This is a genomic window from Enterobacter sp. N5-15, from assembly GCF_057221635.1.
The window spans coordinates 1,759,178-1,774,522 of sequence record NZ_CM170150.1; the positions used below are offsets into that span (position 1 = coordinate 1,759,178).

The 15,345-nt window shown below is 54.8% G+C and carries 16 protein-coding genes; 4 read left to right on the forward strand and 12 right to left on the reverse strand.

Annotated features, from left to right (window positions below; genetic code table 11):
- Positions 1 to 153 precede the first annotated feature (153 nt).
- From mdoG to AC2TE5_RS08285, 3 genes are all read left to right on the forward strand, one after another.
- Entirely contained in the window at positions 154 to 1,707 is a 1,554-nt protein-coding gene (gene mdoG, locus AC2TE5_RS08275; RefSeq protein WP_021240787.1) for a glucans biosynthesis protein MdoG, read from the forward strand.
- Positions 1,700 to 4,228: a glucans biosynthesis glucosyltransferase MdoH gene (mdoH, locus tag AC2TE5_RS08280; protein WP_193940015.1), complete on the forward strand. Its 2,529-nt coding sequence runs from the start codon at positions 1,700 to 1,702 to the stop codon at positions 4,226 to 4,228. Before mdoG ends, mdoH begins: the two co-directional genes overlap by 8 nt.
- Positions 4,229 to 4,312: 84 nt before the next feature.
- Entirely contained in the window at positions 4,313 to 4,540 is a 228-nt protein-coding gene (locus AC2TE5_RS08285; protein ID WP_008500835.1) for a YceK/YidQ family lipoprotein, read from the forward strand.
- A gap of 6 nt (positions 4,541 to 4,546) precedes the next feature.
- Here AC2TE5_RS08285 and AC2TE5_RS08290 read toward each other — a convergent pair whose 3' ends face one another.
- The 3 genes from AC2TE5_RS08290 to AC2TE5_RS08300 all read right to left on the reverse strand — a co-directional run bounded on the left by AC2TE5_RS08290 (position 4,547) and on the right by AC2TE5_RS08300 (position 7,303).
- Positions 4,547 to 4,921, reverse strand: a complete 375-nt coding sequence (locus tag AC2TE5_RS08290; RefSeq protein WP_023311118.1) for a MysB family protein — start codon at positions 4,919 to 4,921, stop codon at positions 4,547 to 4,549.
- 97 nt (positions 4,922 to 5,018) lie between these two features.
- Positions 5,019 to 6,236, reverse strand: coding sequence for a multidrug efflux MFS transporter MdtG (mdtG, locus tag AC2TE5_RS08295; RefSeq protein ID WP_484613008.1), 1,218 nt, complete (start codon positions 6,234 to 6,236; stop codon positions 5,019 to 5,021).
- Between the two features lie 140 nt (positions 6,237 to 6,376).
- On the reverse strand, positions 6,377 to 7,303 hold the full coding sequence (locus AC2TE5_RS08300; protein ID WP_032658045.1) for a Kdo(2)-lipid IV(A) acyltransferase: 927 nt from the start codon (positions 7,301 to 7,303) through the stop codon (positions 6,377 to 6,379).
- 221 nt (positions 7,304 to 7,524) lie between these two features.
- On the opposite strand from AC2TE5_RS08300, the gene trhO reads away from it, so the two are divergent.
- Positions 7,525 to 8,574 carry an oxygen-dependent tRNA uridine(34) hydroxylase TrhO gene (trhO, locus tag AC2TE5_RS08305; RefSeq protein ID WP_213328268.1) on the forward strand — a complete coding sequence of 350 codons (1,050 nt, stop codon included), beginning with the start codon at positions 7,525 to 7,527 and terminating at the stop codon, positions 8,572 to 8,574.
- Between the two features lie 41 nt (positions 8,575 to 8,615).
- On the opposite strand, the gene AC2TE5_RS08310 is transcribed toward trhO, so the two are convergent.
- The 9 genes from AC2TE5_RS08310 to mdtH all read right to left on the reverse strand — a co-directional run bounded on the left by AC2TE5_RS08310 (position 8,616) and on the right by mdtH (position 15,292).
- Positions 8,616 to 9,194 (reverse strand): YceI family protein, encoded by a 579-nt coding sequence (locus tag AC2TE5_RS08310; protein WP_484613009.1) that lies wholly within the window; start codon positions 9,192 to 9,194, stop codon positions 8,616 to 8,618.
- A 1-nt stretch (position 9,195) separates the two neighbouring features.
- A complete protein-coding gene (locus AC2TE5_RS08315; RefSeq protein WP_063145757.1) occupies positions 9,196 to 9,762 on the reverse strand; it encodes a cytochrome b in 567 nt (188 codons plus the stop codon).
- A 208-nt stretch (positions 9,763 to 9,970) separates the two neighbouring features.
- Positions 9,971 to 10,084: a YceO family protein gene (locus AC2TE5_RS08320; RefSeq protein ID WP_032638658.1), complete on the reverse strand. Its 114-nt coding sequence runs from the start codon at positions 10,082 to 10,084 to the stop codon at positions 9,971 to 9,973.
- A gap of 59 nt (positions 10,085 to 10,143) precedes the next feature.
- Positions 10,144 to 11,262, reverse strand: coding sequence for an N-methyl-L-tryptophan oxidase (gene solA / locus AC2TE5_RS08325; RefSeq protein ID WP_484613010.1), 1,119 nt, complete (start codon positions 11,260 to 11,262; stop codon positions 10,144 to 10,146).
- A gap of 116 nt (positions 11,263 to 11,378) precedes the next feature.
- A complete protein-coding gene (gene bssS / locus AC2TE5_RS08330) occupies positions 11,379 to 11,633 on the reverse strand; it encodes a biofilm formation regulator BssS (RefSeq protein ID WP_008500827.1) in 255 nt (84 codons plus the stop codon).
- A gap of 273 nt (positions 11,634 to 11,906) precedes the next feature.
- Positions 11,907 to 12,152 carry a DNA damage-inducible protein I gene (gene dinI / locus AC2TE5_RS08335; protein WP_008500826.1) on the reverse strand — a complete coding sequence of 82 codons (246 nt, stop codon included), beginning with the start codon at positions 12,150 to 12,152 and terminating at the stop codon, positions 11,907 to 11,909.
- 74 nt (positions 12,153 to 12,226) lie between these two features.
- Positions 12,227 to 13,273, reverse strand: a complete 1,047-nt coding sequence (gene pyrC / locus AC2TE5_RS08340; protein WP_484613011.1) for a dihydroorotase — start codon at positions 13,271 to 13,273, stop codon at positions 12,227 to 12,229.
- Positions 13,274 to 13,399: 126 nt separating this feature from the next.
- Positions 13,400 to 13,960: a lipoprotein gene (locus AC2TE5_RS08345; protein WP_023311126.1), complete on the reverse strand. Its 561-nt coding sequence runs from the start codon at positions 13,958 to 13,960 to the stop codon at positions 13,400 to 13,402.
- A 123-nt stretch (positions 13,961 to 14,083) separates the two neighbouring features.
- A complete protein-coding gene (gene mdtH, locus AC2TE5_RS08350; RefSeq protein ID WP_213328265.1) occupies positions 14,084 to 15,292 on the reverse strand; it encodes a multidrug efflux MFS transporter MdtH in 1,209 nt (402 codons plus the stop codon).
- Positions 15,293 to 15,345: the final 53 nt, after the last annotated feature.

Genomic DNA, 15,345 nt, shown 5'->3' on the forward strand with positions numbered 1-15,345 from the left:
TAAGCACGCAAAGTGAATAGCGGGTTCTTTCATTTGCTTAATCCATGAGCCAGCAGCTGAACAAAGCAGTGATAATGTTGTCGGATTGCCTGAGTTTCCATTAAAATGGATCGGATCGATATAAGCACACAAAGGGGGAAGTGCTTACTTATTATGAAACATAAACCACAGATGATGAAAATGCGTTGGTTAGGTGCTGCAGTGGTGTTGTCACTGTATACCTCATCGGCACTGGCCTTTAACATCGACGATGTCGCAAAACAGGCAAAATCGATGGCAGGCAAGAGCTACGAAGCGCCGAAAAGTAACTTGCCCTCCGTTTTCCGCGACATGAAGTATGCGGACTATCAGCAGATCCAGTTCAATCACGATAAAGCGTACTGGAGCAATATTAAAACCCCGTTCAAGCTTGAATTTTATCATCAGGGTATGTACTTCGACACGCCTGTTGCCATCAATGAAGTAACGGCGACTGCGGTTCGTAAGATTAAGTACAGCCCGGATTACTTCAACTTTGGCAATGTGCAACACGACAAAGATACGGTGAAAGACCTGGGCTTCGCAGGCTTTAAGGTGCTTTACCCGATCAACAGCAAAGATAAAAACGACGAAATCGTCAGCATGCTGGGTGCCAGCTATTTCCGCGTCATTGGCGCGGGGCAGGTATACGGGCTTTCTGCGCGTGGTCTGGCTATTGATACCGCGCTGCCATCAGGTGAAGAGTTCCCGCGTTTCCGTGAGTTCTGGATTGAACGTCCAAAACCAACGGATAAACGTCTGACCATTTATGCGCTGCTGGATTCCCCGCGTGCAACCGGTGCCTATCGCTTTGTGATTATGCCGGGTCGTGACACGGTAGTTGACGTGCAGTCCAAGGTTTACCTGCGTGATAAAGTGGGCAAACTGGGCGTTGCACCGCTGACCAGCATGTTCCTGTTTGGGCCGAACCAGCCGTCTCCGGCAACCAACTTCCGCCCGGAACTGCATGACTCCAACGGTCTGTCTATTCATGCCGGTAACGGTGAGTGGATCTGGCGTCCGCTGAATAACCCGAAACATCTGGCGGTTAGCAGCTTCGCAATGGAAAACCCGCAAGGTTTCGGCCTGCTGCAGCGTGGTCGTCAGTTCTCCCGCTTTGAAGATTTGGACGATCGCTATGACCAGCGTCCAAGCGCCTGGGTCACGCCAAACGGTGACTGGGGTAAAGGTAAGGTCGAGCTGGTAGAAATTCCAACCAACGACGAAACCAACGATAACATCGTCGCTTACTGGACACCGGATCAGCTGCCGGAAGCCGGTAAAGAGATGAACTTCAAGTACACCATTACCTTCAGCCGCGACGAAGATAAGCTGCATGCGCCGGATAACGCGTATGTGATGCAGACTCGCCGCTCAACGGGTGATGTGAAGCAGTCAAATCTTATCCGTCAGCCTGACGGTACCGTGGCGTTCGTCGTGGACTTCACGGGCCAGGATATGAAGAAACTATCACCGGACACCGCCGTTGCCGCTCAGGCCAGCATCGGTGATAACGGTGAAATCGTTGAGAATACCGTGCGTTACAACCCGGTAACCAAAGGCTGGCGTCTGACCCTGCGCGTGAAAGTGAAAGATCCGAAACAGACCACTGAAATGCGTGCTGCGCTGGTCAGTAACGATCAGCCGCTGAGTGAAACCTGGAGCTATCAGCTACCTGCCAATGAATAATACATCTGAATATATTGATGCCATGCCGCTGACGGATATCGAAAAAGCGGCACTGCCTAAGAGCGACATCCGCGCGGTTCACACCGCGCTGGATGGTGAACATCATACGTTTTCTCGTGATGATGATACGCCGCTCGGGTCAGTCAAGGCGCGTCTGGAGCAGGCCTGGCCGGACTCGCTGGCGGAAGGGCAGTTGATTAAAGACGATGAAGGACGCGATCAGCTTCAGGCGATGCCGAAGGCCACGCGTTCCTCTATGTTCCCCGACCCATGGCGCACCAACCCGGTGGGCCGTTTCTGGGATCGCCTGCGCGGGCGTGATGTTACGCCGCGCTATCTGTCGCGCCTGACGAAAGAAGAGCAGGCGTCCGAACAGAAATGGCGTACCGTGGGGACAATCCGTCGCTATATCCTGCTGCTTCTGACGCTGGCGCAGACCGTCGTCGCGACCTGGTATATGAAAACCATTCTGCCTTACCAGGGCTGGGCGTTTATCAACCCGACGGACATGATGGGCCAGGATCTCTGGGTCTCCTTCATGCAGCTGCTGCCGTATATCCTGCAGAGCGGCATTCTTCTACTGTTCGCGGTCCTCTTCTGCTGGGTCTCTGCCGGTTTCTGGACCGCGCTGATGGGCTTCCTGCAGCTGCTGATGGGGCGTGACAAATACAGCATTTCAGCGTCAACGGTCGGGGATGAACCCCTCAATCCCGAGCACCGTACCGCGCTGATTATGCCTATCTGTAACGAAGACGTTGACCGCGTATTCGCGGGCCTGCGTGCGACCTGGGAGTCCGTAAAGGCGACCGGCAACGCGGAGCATTTTGACGTTTACATCCTGAGCGACAGCTACAACCCGGATATCTGCGTTGCAGAACAAAAAGCGTGGATGGAGCTGATTGCAGAAGTGCAGGGCGAAGGCCAGATCTTCTACCGCCGCCGCCGCCGTCGTGTGAAGCGTAAAAGCGGTAACATCGATGACTTCTGCCGTCGCTGGGGTAACCAGTACAGCTACATGGTGGTGCTGGATGCTGACTCCGTCATGAGCGGAGACTGCCTGAGCGGCCTGGTGCGTCTGATGGAAGCCAACCCTAACGCGGGTATCATTCAGTCCTCGCCAAAAGCGTCCGGCATGGACACCCTTTACGCGCGCTGCCAGCAGTTCGCCACCCGTGTTTACGGGCCGCTGTTTACGGCGGGTCTGCACTTCTGGCAGCTGGGTGAGTCGCACTACTGGGGTCACAACGCCATTATCCGCGTGAAGCCGTTCATTGAGCACTGTGCGCTGGCGCCGCTGCCGGGTGAGGGTTCGTTTGCCGGCTCTATTCTGTCGCATGACTTCGTAGAAGCGGCGCTGATGCGTCGTGCTGGCTGGGGCGTCTGGATTGCCTACGACCTGCCGGGATCGTACGAAGAGCTGCCGCCAAACCTGCTTGACGAGCTCAAGCGTGACCGCCGCTGGTGTCATGGTAACCTGATGAACTTTCGCCTGTTCCTGGTAAAAGGGATGCACCCGGTTCACCGTGCGGTGTTCCTGACGGGCGTGATGTCTTATCTCTCCGCACCGCTGTGGTTTATGTTCCTCGCGCTCTCCACTGCGCTGCAGGTCGTCCATGCCCTGACGGAGCCGCAATACTTCCTGCAACCGCGCCAGCTCTTCCCGGTGTGGCCGCAGTGGCGTCCGGAGCTGGCGATTGCGCTGTTTGCCTCCACCATGGTGCTGCTGTTCCTGCCTAAGCTGCTCAGCATCATTCTGATCTGGTGCAAAGGCTCGAAAGAGTACGGCGGTTTCTTCCGCGTGACCCTTTCACTGCTGCTGGAAGTGCTGTTCTCCGTGCTGCTGGCGCCGGTACGTATGCTGTTCCACACCGTGTTCGTGGTCAGTGCGTTCCTGGGCTGGGAAGTGGTCTGGAACTCGCCGCAGCGTGATGACGACTCTACGCCGTGGAGTGAAGCCTTTATGCGCCACGGTTCTCAGCTGCTGCTGGGTCTGGTGTGGGCGGCCGGTATGGCCTGGCTGGATCTGCGCTTCCTGTTCTGGCTGGCGCCGATTGTCTTCTCGCTGATCCTGTCGCCGTTTGTGTCCGTGATTTCCAGCCGTTCAACGGTGGGGCTGCGAACCAAACGCTGGAAACTGTTCCTGATCCCGGAAGAGTATTCCCCGCCGCAGGTGCTGGTGGATACCGATCGTTATCTGGAACAGAACCGCAGTCGCTCGCTGGATGACGGCTTCATGCACGCCGTGTTTAACCCGTCATTCAACGCCCTGGCAACGGCAATGGCGACGGCGCGTCACCGTGCCAGCCAGGTGCTGGAGATTGCTCGCGATCGTCACGTTGAGCAGGCGCTTAACGAGACCCCGGAAAAACTCAACCGCGACCGTCGACTGGTGCTGTTGAGCGACCCGGTGACAATGGCGCGTCTTCACTACCGCGTGTGGTCCGCTCCGGAGAAATACTCTTCGTGGGTGAACTACTATAAGGACGTGAAGCTGAATCCGCTTGCACTGAAGGCGAAGTAAGTTGTTAAGCAGGGCGGGTAGGCGAAGCGCCACCCGCCAGATAAAATACCGGCTGTGAGGCCGGTATTTTTTTAGAGGCTAGAGATGAGAATAATCATCGTCGTTCTGATGGCATGCCTGCTCAGCGGCTGCGGCAGTATCATCAGTCGCACCATTCCAGGGCAGGGCCACGGTAATCAGTATTACCCGGGCGTGAAATGGGATCTCCGTGATTCCGCATGGCGCTATCTGACCGTGCTCGATCTGCCGTTCTCGCTGATTTTCGACACGCTGTTGCTGCCGATCGATGCCAGCCACGGCCCTTACGAATAGCGTAAATTAACGCTCGTCCCACTCATCGGCAGCGGTTTGACCTTCTTCCGTATCCAGCGGCGGCTCGAGCTGAAACTCACCCTCATCCCACTCGTGCAGGGTGTTCTCCTCCAGCCATTCCTGCCGAAGTTCGATTTCGTCATAGTCGCCATCAAAGACGGCCTGCGCACCTTCACCGCTTAATATCGGCAAACATTCCCCTTCTTCACCTTCATCGGCAAAGAATTCGGCCTGCCACATAATATCCCCGTCCTGCAGAACGTATTTTTGGATATTAAGCTGTTGCACGTCAGCATCTTCTTCTTCAACGCCGGGGTTGTCGGCGAGGAACTCTTCACGAGCGGCATCAATAGCTTCTTCCAGCGTGGCGTACATGGTCATTGGTGTCTCCCTGTTTTCCAGAAGGTTTCAGGGAAAGAATAGCTGAATATAAGATTCTGCAAGTATGAATGCGAAAATAAGCCGTCAGGCGTTCGTCTTATTCCGTCACGGGCCGTAGCGCACGGGATAAACTGAACCATGAATAAATGGCATTGAACAACACGACGCCCGCCGTCACGATAAAGACGGCGCGAAAACCGAAGCTGGCGGATATCCCGGCCCCGAGCAGCGGTCCGGTGACGTTGCCGATATCCCGGAATGACTGGTTATAGCTGAAAATACGCCCGGCAATCTGGTTCGTGGAGTTGTAGACCAGCAGGGTCTGTACGGCGGGCAGCAGCGCGCCGTCGGCGGCACCCAGCAAAAAGCGAAGTAAGCCCAGCTGCCATGGCGTTTGCACCATCGACATCGGAATAAGCAGCAGGACGGAAATCACCAGCGCGCAGATCAGGATTTTTTCCGGACCCACCCGGTCCCCCAGTTTTCCCAGCCTCGGGGCGCTCAGCAGCGCCGCCACGCCGGGTACGGAGGCAATCAGCCCGCTGATGAACGCAATACTGCTGACGTTACCCGCCAGGTCGCGAACGTACAGCGTCAGAATAGGGGCAATCGACCCGGTCGCCACCTGGATAATCATTGTCGTCACGAACAGGCTCAGCACCAGTCTGGGATTTTTAAGCGAGGTCAGCACCTCCCTGGCGTGGAGCATCTCTTTTTTGGCGACAGGCGTGAAGTTTTCACGAATACAGAGCAGGGTGACGATAAAGCACAGGAACAACACGCTGGCGGTGATGAAAAAAACCGGACGCAGGCCGTAGTTATCCGCCAGTAATCCCCCGGCCAGCGGTCCCAGCAGAGCACCGCTCACGCCGCCGGTGGAGAGCGTTCCTAGCGCCCAGCCGCTCTTATGGCGGGGGATTTGCGTGGCTATCAGGGCGTTCGCGTTAGGAATAAATCCTCCCAGCAGGCCCAGCAGCGCGCGCAGGATCAGAAACTGCCAGACGTTCTGCGCCACGCCCATCAGCGCCATGATAATGGCCATCCCAAGCGCCGAGCGCAGCAGCATGATTTTACGTCCCTTGCGGTCGGCAAGGCCGCCCCAGAAGGGCGAGGCTATCGCGGAAAAGAGAAACGTGATGCTGAATACCAGGCCGGACCACATATTGAGCGCGCTGTGGCCCGTTACGCCAAGCTGTTCGACGTAGAGCGGCAGGAAGGGCATGACCAGGCTAAACGCCGCGCCGGTAAGAAAACAGCCAAGCCACGCAACCGTGAGGTTACGCTTCCAGTTTATGGGGGCATCTGAGGGTGACATAAAAATCCGCATAATGAGGTGCAGAGCACCTGAAGCATAAAGTAATAAGCCTGCTAATTATGCGCCTGGGTTATGAATGCCGCAATGAGGAGGAGCTTTTAAAGCTAAAACGGCATGCGGCCCTGAGGACCGCATGAGGATTAATAGCGGGACGGCGTCCCTTGAGGGCGCGTTTTGAAACGGCGGTGCAGCCACATATACTGCTCAGGCGCCAGCATGATGCACTTCTCCACAACGCTGTTCATCCAGCGCGCGGTGGTTTCTGCATCGTCAAGCGGCGGCGCGAGTTCCGGCTCCAGCATCATCAGCTCGTAGCCTGAACCATCCGGCTTACGGCGGGGGACAAAAGGCACGATGGCGGCTTTGGACATGCGCGCCAGCATCCAGGTACCGGTCGTTGTGGCGGCCTCTTCAACGGCGAAGAAGGGGACAAATACGCTGGCCTGTGGGCCATAGTCGTGGTCGGGGGCATACCAGACCACTTCACCGGATTTCAGCGCGCGGATCATCCCCTTCAGATCTTTACGGTCGATCATGCTTTTGTTGGAGCGCATGCGGCCGTTGGTCTGGATTAAATCAATGACCGGGTTATCGTTAGGACGATAAACGCCAATGCCGGGCGCCTGCATGCCGAACATGCGCGCCCCTATTTCCAGCGTCAGGAAATGGACGCCGATCAGCAGAACGCCCGTCTGATTGGCCTGAAGCGTATGCACCGGCTCCATGCCGGTCCCCGTCACCTCGCTCCAGCGGGCCATGCGTTTGTCCGGCCAGAACCACGCCATACCGGTTTCCATGAGCCCCATCCCGACGGATTCGAAATTCTTCGCGACCATATCGTGACGCTCTGACTCGCTCATCTGCGGAAAACACAGTTCAAGATTGCGGTACGCGATTCTGGCGCGACGCTTCATAAACAGCTGCGCGAAACGGCCCAGAAATTTACCCAACCGAAAAATAACAGGGTAGGGAAGCTGTACCAGAAGCCATAAAAAGCCGATGCCAAGCCAGGTCAACCAATAACGGGGATGCAAAAGGGCGGCAGTAAATTTTGGTAACTGGGTCATGTCATTCCTGTTTTCAAACGTCCTGTTTTGCTAGTGTCTCATTTTTTGAGACGTAGCCAAAATATCTGCTTTCGAAGCGTGCACGAATACAGCAATTGTTAATCCTGATTAATCAGGGTGTGTGAAATGTAGCGTAAATTGTGTGGATGTAAATTGGTTTTATTTGCTATATGATGCCGACCGATTTTTCATTCTCTCTAACGATTCCAGGACTGTACACCATGCCAGTGTTACACAACCGCGTGTCGAATGAGATGTTAAAAGCGCGCATGTTGGCTGAAACCGAACCGCGCACAACCATCTCTTTCTACAAATATTTCACCATCAACGATCCACAGGCGACCCGCGATGCGCTTTATCAGGCGTTCACGGCGCTGAACGTCTTCGGCCGCGTCTACCTTGCCCGTGAAGGCATCAACGCGCAAATTAGCGTACCGGAAAGCAAAGTCAGCGCTTTCCGTGACGCTCTTTATCACTTCGATCCGGCCCTTGACGGCTTACGCCTGAACATTGCTCTGGACGATGACGGGAAATCCTTCTGGGTGCTGCGCATGAAGGTGCGTGAGCGCATCGTGGCGGACGGTATTGACGATCCTGCGTTTAACGCGGCGGATGTCGGTGAATATCTGAAGGCTGCGGAAGTGAATGCAATGCTGGACGATCCGGATGCCGTGTTCATTGATATGCGTAACCACTATGAGTACGAAGTGGGGCATTTCGAGAACGCGATGGAAATTCCGGCCGACACCTTCCGCGAGCAGCTGCCCAAAGCGGTTGAGATGATGCAGGAACATAAAGATAAAAAGATCGTTATGTACTGCACCGGCGGTATCCGCTGTGAGAAAGCCAGCGCGTGGATGAAGCACAACGGCTTTAATAAGGTCTGGCATATTGAAGGCGGCATTATCGAGTACGCCCGCCGTGCCCGTGAACAGGGTTTACCGGTACGCTTTATCGGGAAAAACTTTGTCTTTGACGAGCGTATGGGGGAGCGTATTTCGGAAGACGTTATTGCCCAGTGCCACCAGTGCGGCGCACCGTGCGATACCCATACCAACTGCAAAAACGACGGGTGCCATCTGCTGTTTATTCAGTGCCCGGCCTGTGCCGAGAAGTTTAACGGCTGCTGTAGCGAGCTGTGCAGCGAAGAGAGCATCCTGCCGGAAGAAGAGCAGCGTCGCCGCCGCGCAGGACGTGAAAACGGCAACAAGATTTTCAATAAATCACGCGGCCGTCTGAATACCAGGCTGGGTATCCCCGACCCGGAATGATAATAACGCCCGGCAGGGCAAAAGCCTGCCGGGCGAATCTATTATGATTTCTGCTGCACACCTTCAACGGAAATAATCAGCTCAACGTCCTGAGACGCCGGGCCTAAATCCGTTGTGATATTAAAATCTTTCAGGTGAATTTTACCCGCTGCTTCAAATCCTGCGCGTTTACCGCCCCACGGATCGTCACCCTGACCCAGTAATTTAGCATCAAGCGTGACCGGTTTTGTTACGCCGTTAAGCGTCAGGTTGCCGGTAATATTCAGCTTATCACCCTCTTTTTTCACTTCCGTGGAGGTGAAAGTAGCCTGTTGGTATTTCCCGACATTGAGGAATTCGCCACTGCGCAGATGTTTATCACGTTCAGCATGATTGGTATCCACGCTGTTAGTATTAATGGTCACGTTGACCTTGTCGGCGGCAGGATTTTTCTCGTCAAAGGTGAATGTGCCGTCAAAATCCTTAAAGGTACCGTACAGCCAGCTGTATCCCAGGTGCTGAATACGGAAATTGACGAAAGCGTGCTGGCCCTCTTTATCAATTTTATAATCGGCCGCCACGGCGGAACCGGCGGTGAATAACAGAGAACCCAGGGCGATACCCAGCAGGTGTTTTTTCATTTTATGCTCCAGAGTCAACTGACGAGCGGCCAAGCATGCGCTTTAGCGTATCGTCTTTATCAATAAAATGGTGTTTGAGGGCGGCAAGCCCGTGCAGTACCGACAGGATCACGACGCTCCACGCAAGCCAGAGGTGAACGACCCCTGCAGTGTCAGCCTGAGCGCCCGCATCGCTGAGCGTTGCCGGGACGTCAAAAAGGCCAAAGACGCTAATCGGCTTACCGTCCGCCGTCGAGATAAGGTAGCCGCTGATAAGAATGGCGAAAAGCAGCGCATAGAGCGCAATATGCGCGGCAACTGCACTCAGGCGGGTCATTTTGCCATGGGTCTTCGGCGCGGCGGGCGGCGGGGAAACATGCCGCCAGATTACGCGAAAAACCAGCCCCAGCATCAGGAGGACGCCAATGCTTTTATGTAACTCCGGTGCCTGGTGATACCAGCCATCGTAATAGCTGAGCGTGACCATCCAGAGCCCAAGTCCAAACATACCGTAGACGGCAATAGCAAATATCCAGTGCAAACCTATGGATATTATTCCGTAGCGCCGGGAGGAGTTACGCAATTGCATCAGAATGTCCATTTTCAAATTAACCGAAGGGTAAAAATGAACGGGAAGATGTGATATTGCAACTGAAAAAATTGTCTATTGATTTTTATTTTATTTATTTCAGCGCTTTTGAACAGGATTGATAAAGGTAATTCAATGTCTTCGTGCAAGATGGAATTGAGATTTTCAACAAAGCTAAATAAATGTCAATTATTGTCAGCCGGGACTTTCAATAAAATACAATGTAAACAAAATCAATAATGGCCAGCAGCGCCCACAATAAGATATAGAGCATAAAGTGCTCGCGAATATTATTCATAAGAAAGCTAACGATCCTGCGCATAACGCCCCGTAATGCAGTGTGAATGACACGGGCCCCGGAACGTCCGGAGCCCGTGCGGATTATCCGTTAAAACGCGAGAGTGAGAAGGGCGTCAGATCAAACTGCGGCGTGATACCCTGGGCAAACTGCGCGGCGATTTCACCCAGCACGGAAGCGAACTTAAAGCCGTGGCCGCTCAGCCCGGTGATAAGCAGGGTGTTGTCATGCCCGGGCAGCGTATCAATGATGAAGTCTTCATCCGGCGTGTTGTCGTAGGTACAGGCCGCGCCATACAGCAAGCCACCGACGCCCGGAAGGATAGTACGCAGGAACGAGAAGGCTTCCGAACCATCCTGTGGAAAGGCGCCGAAAGGCTTACGCTCTTCAGGGGAGGTGATAGCCTGGCCGCCGTTGTGTTTACCGATTTTCAGCGCGTCTTTCTCGGAAGGGAAACCGTAGAACTGATCGCCATTCGGCAGTTCGCCGGTGAAGGCCGGGAATTTATTCTGCGCGCTGTAGCGACCATCCGACTGGAACCAGGAGAAGACCTTGCGCACCGGCTGGATCGGCAGTTCCGGCAGCAGGCGAGTGACCCAGGTCCCTGCGCTGACGAGCAGGCGGGACGCTGAATAGTCGCCGTCAATAGTCGTTACCGTGACGCCATTCTCGTCATGGGTGATGGCCTCCACCGGACAGTTAAACAGCTGCGCACAGCCGGCTTTCGCGGCAAGATCGATCCAGGTTTTGATCGCCGTTTCACAATGCAATACGCCGGAGTGGGCTTCAAAGAGGCCAATGTAATCGTCCGGGACGCTAATTTCAGGCCAGCGCGCGGTAATGCCCGTGGCGTCCAGCTTCTCAACATCGAGATTAAAGGCTTTCGCGCTGCGCTCGACGCTGGCGAGAAAATCAGAGTGGGCAGGGCCAAGGTTGATAACGCCGGTACGCTCGAAAATACGCTCTTCGGTCTGTTTCGCCAGCTCGTCCCACAGCGTCTGGGCGCGAAGCACCAGCGGTACATAGCGCTCGCCTTCTCCATACGCATGGCGCATGAGGCGGGTATCGCCATGATGGCTACCCTCCGCATGGGGAGGAAGATGGGCATCGATCATCAGGACCTTCAGACCTGCCTGCGTTGCGTAATAACCGGCGGCGGAACCCACGGAGCCGCTACCAATAATGATTAAGTCGTATCTCATATGCATCTCGTAAACTGACGTTTTGTTAGCAGAGTAATTAACAACGCGGGGTTAGACAAGGGAGAAATAAATAAGGCACCGCGAGGGTGCCTGTAGAGAGAAAAGTGGGCATAAGCTTAGTGCCGTTTATACTCATTTTCCTGATAGTCGCCAGATTCTATTTTTGCAATACCTGCCTCTAAAATAGAAATAAACTGACGGGCGACGTCTGTTGTTAGCCACAGCGTCTGTCCAACTTCCGCTTCTTCACGGTTGAGTTGATTCGGGGTCTGGTAGTGCAAACGCAGCATCAGCGCATCGTAGCTATCTACGGTACTGATATCCCAGCCAACGAGTGGATGGGTCTGGATCACTTCACTATTCTTTTCCATTATAACCCCCTTAATGCGTGTTAGAAGACAACGGCTCTGAGGTTCAATGCATGTTTTTCTGAAAGCAACTTCAGTATACCAAGTAATAAGGGTTCCGACGGGAAAAATAAACAGGTGGCAACACATTTTTCTGCTTTTTAGGATTGTTCGAACAATAAAACACCATCTTGTTCACGATTCTTAAAGAAGATGCCGAATTAATTTGAACTTACCGTATTTTTAAACAAAAAAAAGCCGGGGCGACCCGGCAAAAAACACAATGAGGGAGCAGTGTTAATCAGTGATAAACCAGTCGTCTGCGCTTTCCCACGTTTCCTGCAGGATTTCGCTGATGCGATCTTTATCTTCTTTCGCAGCACCAATGACGGAGAGGTTGTTCGCCGCGGCGTAACGCACCGTTACGGCACCGGCGTTGTCGGGAAAGGTGTTGTTAATACGGCGGGATAATTCGCCTGCCAGTGCATCAAGCGCGCCGGCAGGCAGAACGGTTGTTTTGGCTATGGTGACTTCAATACGCATAAATGCCCCCTGTGTAATATACTGTTTATTTATACAGGTATATTATCGGTTTGACAACAAGGGGCACTGATTTTTTAACGTTTTACCGTCCAGTTGACGGTTTCGCCCGCCAGGAAGGGGATCAGCGTGTCATCCGTCAGCGCAATGGATTCCTCAACGTGGCTCGCTTTACGCTCCAGTTCGATGAAGGTGTCATTGACCGACAGGCCGTAGAAGCGCGGGCCGTTAAGGGAGCAGAACGCTTCGAAATGTTCCAGCGCGTTCATCTCTTCAAATACGGTCGCGTAGCTGGCAAGCGCCGTTGGGGCGTTGAAGCAGCCTGCGCAGCCGCAGCTCGCCTCTTTACGGTGGCGTGCGTGAGGCGCGGAATCGGTGCCGAGGAACGCGCGGGAGAAGCCGCTGGCAACCAGCTCGCGTAGCGCCTGCTGGTGGATGTTGCGCTTGAGAATCGGCAGGCAGTACAGGTGAGGGCGCACCCCGCCCACCAGCATGTGGTTACGGTTAAACATCAGGTGCTGCGGCGTAATGGTGGCGGCAATAAGTTCGTTGCCGTCACGCACATACTCTGCCGCGTCTTTGGTGGTGATATGCTCAAAGACCACTTTAAGCGCGGGCAGGCGCTGGCGCAGAGGCTCCATCACGGTCTCGATAAAGCGGGCTTCACGGTCGAATATGTCAATCTCGGCATGCGTGACTTCACCATGGACCAGCAGCGGCATGCCCAGTTTCTGCATGCGTTCCAGAACCGGCATGATGGCATCAATGCTGGTGACGCCGTGGCTGGAGTTGGTGGTGGCATTCGCCGGGTAGAGTTTCGCCGCCGTAAATACGCCTTCGTTAAACCCACGCTCCACTTCGTTCGGGTCCAGCGAGTCGGTCAGATAGCAGGTCATCAGCGGGGTAAAATCGTGTCCCGCAGGGACGGCATCCAGGATGCGCTGGCGATAGGCCATCGCGGCATCGACGGTGGTGACTGGTGGAACCAGGTTAGGCATGACAATCGCGCGGCCATAAATTTCGCTGGTATAAGGCACGACGGTTTTCAGCATATCGCCATCACGCAGATGGATATGCCAGTCGTCAGGGCGGCGGATTTTAAGAACCTGGGGTTGTGCAGTCATGGAAGCTCCGGCTTGTCAGGAATCAGTCATAAGGATGGCTGTTTTTGCCGGACACAAATCATAAGCGGAAACGTTTTCGTTTGCACACTTTTCCGTAAAAAAAAGGGCGCCGCAGCGCCCTTCAGGTTAATCGGTGAAAGGAATGATAATTTCTCCCGGTTTCACCTCTATCCCTTTTGCATATTTTTTCGCCAAAGCTTCGCCCTTGCTTTTGTCTTCGCTTAAGACGTACGCGGGCTGCTGGTTGAAATAATTACGCAGCGACTGGTTGAGATAGGGCATCAGGGTTTGCAGAACCGGTGCCATCTTGTCCGGCGAAACCTGCGCATCGACGACTTCCATCTCCTGGAGGAAAATCGCCCCTTTCTCTTTGTTGAACACGGGGAGTGCCTTCAGCTTGAGCTTGATGTTGGCTTTCTGATTGCCAAAGAGGGATGACATATCGAGATCCGCGTCACCGGCCAGGGTGACTTTGTTCGGCTCTTCACGTCCGATCTGGCTGGTCAGATTCGTGAGCACGATATGCGCGTCCGCCAGCCCCGGCACGCCAATGTCTTTAGAAAAATTGTTATGTTTTTCCAGCGCCTGATTAATTTCCTGTTCACTGACGGTATATTGCGTGAGCTGGTTACAGCCAACCAGCAGACCGCTGACAACTAATGCCGCGGCAAAGACAATTTTCTTCATAGTGTTCCTCAACGAAAAATCGGCGCTTCTGTCCTGTTACGTCAGTATGTCAGTGTGAATTGGCAGAAACCAGCAGAAAAAACTGAGAAGTGGGGCGGGAGCGGCTCCCGCCCGAGGGAAAGGCTACGCGCCAGGCTCGAGCATCCCGCTCGCGCTGCGTTTCTGGCTGAACTGCCACCACAGGGCAAGGAGCGTCATAAAGCCTACCGCGCCGAGCATCATCCACGGGAGTTCGGGCTGGTTTAACGCTTTGCCGGCATCAAACAACCAGCCGCCGCCGGCGTAGCCTAATGCGCCGCCAAGCGCCAGCCCCAGCCGGCTGAAGCCCATATAGCTGCCGCGCGCACGCGAATCCGCAAGGGAGGCGCTCAGCGTTTCACGGGCAGGCTCGGCGATGATCGACCCTATATAGAACGTGCAAATCAGGGTAAACAGCTGCTGGAGAGAGTTCACCAGGCCGATCGGCATCATGCTCAGCGTCATCAGGAACAGCCCGGCCATCAGGCGATGCTCCAGACGAAAACGCCGCTCGCTCCAGCGGGCAATCGGATAGAGCAGCGTCAGGGAGAGTGCGGCTTCAATGGCGTACATCCATTTAACGGCAGCAGGCGTGCCCGCAATGTCGTTAACCATGATCGGCAGCATCAGCATGACCTGCACAGCCAGCATGTAGTATCCCGTCAGGGTCAGCACATAGGTGACAAAACGTTTGTCGCGCAGGACGCGGCCAAGCCCTTCCCGGACCGGCGCTTTGACCGTCGACAGTTTCCAGGCGGGCAGGAACAGGCCATTAAACAGCGCGCACAGAATAAAGAGCACCGCGCCCGCCGCGCAGACCAGTCGGAAGTCATACTGCAGCAGCCAGCTTCCCAGCAGGGCGCCGATAACCGCCCCGGCACTGTCCTGCATCATCAGGATCGAGAAGAAACGGCCGCGGTGCTGGGGGCGAATAAGCTTCACCACCAGCGCGGTGCGTGGCGGATCGAACAGCGTGCCACCGATACCGGAGAGGAAACAGGAGAACCAGAGCAGCCAGGGCTCTTGGGCGACCGCCATCGTGGCAAAGCCTGCCGCGCGCAGCAGCATACCGGTAACGATCATCGGTTTAGCGCCAAAGCGGTCGGCAATGGCCCCGCCAAAGACGCCCAGACCCTGCTGGACAAACTGGCGTAACCCCAGGGCAATGCCAACCATTAATGCCGCCCAGCCCATCTGATCGACAAAGCGGATCGATATCAATGGAAAAACGACAAAAAAGCCGAGCACGACCAGCATGTTATCGACGAGCAGGAAATATTTACCCAGGCTCCTGGCCTGTGATACGCGGGACATTTTCCCTCCAGGGAAAATAAGAAGGTGAGCACGCTAACATTCTGCGGTGTCGC

Coding starts and splice junctions, on each gene's coding strand:
- mdoG (WP_021240787.1), top strand. CDS start 154: ATGAAACATAAACCACAGATGATGAAAATGCGTTGGTTAGGTGCTGCA.
- mdoH (WP_193940015.1), top strand. CDS start 1,700: ATGAATAATACATCTGAATATATTGATGCCATGCCGCTGACGGATATC.
- AC2TE5_RS08285 (WP_008500835.1), top strand. CDS start 4,313: ATGAGAATAATCATCGTCGTTCTGATGGCATGCCTGCTCAGCGGCTGC.
- AC2TE5_RS08290 (WP_023311118.1), bottom strand. CDS start 4,921: ATGACCATGTACGCCACGCTGGAAGAAGCTATTGATGCCGCTCGTGAA.
- mdtG (WP_484613008.1), bottom strand. CDS start 6,236: ATGTCACCCTCAGATGCCCCCATAAACTGGAAGCGTAACCTCACGGTT.
- AC2TE5_RS08300 (WP_032658045.1), bottom strand. CDS start 7,303: ATGACCCAGTTACCAAAATTTACTGCCGCCCTTTTGCATCCCCGTTAT.
- trhO (WP_213328268.1), top strand. CDS start 7,525: ATGCCAGTGTTACACAACCGCGTGTCGAATGAGATGTTAAAAGCGCGC.
- AC2TE5_RS08310 (WP_484613009.1), bottom strand. CDS start 9,194: ATGAAAAAACACCTGCTGGGTATCGCCCTGGGTTCTCTGTTATTCACC.
- AC2TE5_RS08315 (WP_063145757.1), bottom strand. CDS start 9,762: ATGCAATTGCGTAACTCCTCCCGGCGCTACGGAATAATATCCATAGGT.
- AC2TE5_RS08320 (WP_032638658.1), bottom strand. CDS start 10,084: ATGCGCAGGATCGTTAGCTTTCTTATGAATAATATTCGCGAGCACTTT.
- solA (WP_484613010.1), bottom strand. CDS start 11,262: ATGAGATACGACTTAATCATTATTGGTAGCGGCTCCGTGGGTTCCGCC.
- bssS (WP_008500827.1), bottom strand. CDS start 11,633: ATGGAAAAGAATAGTGAAGTGATCCAGACCCATCCACTCGTTGGCTGG.
- dinI (WP_008500826.1), bottom strand. CDS start 12,152: ATGCGTATTGAAGTCACCATAGCCAAAACAACCGTTCTGCCTGCCGGC.
- pyrC (WP_484613011.1), bottom strand. CDS start 13,273: ATGACTGCACAACCCCAGGTTCTTAAAATCCGCCGCCCTGACGACTGG.
- AC2TE5_RS08345 (WP_023311126.1), bottom strand. CDS start 13,960: ATGAAGAAAATTGTCTTTGCCGCGGCATTAGTTGTCAGCGGTCTGCTG.
- mdtH (WP_213328265.1), bottom strand. CDS start 15,292: ATGTCCCGCGTATCACAGGCCAGGAGCCTGGGTAAATATTTCCTGCTC.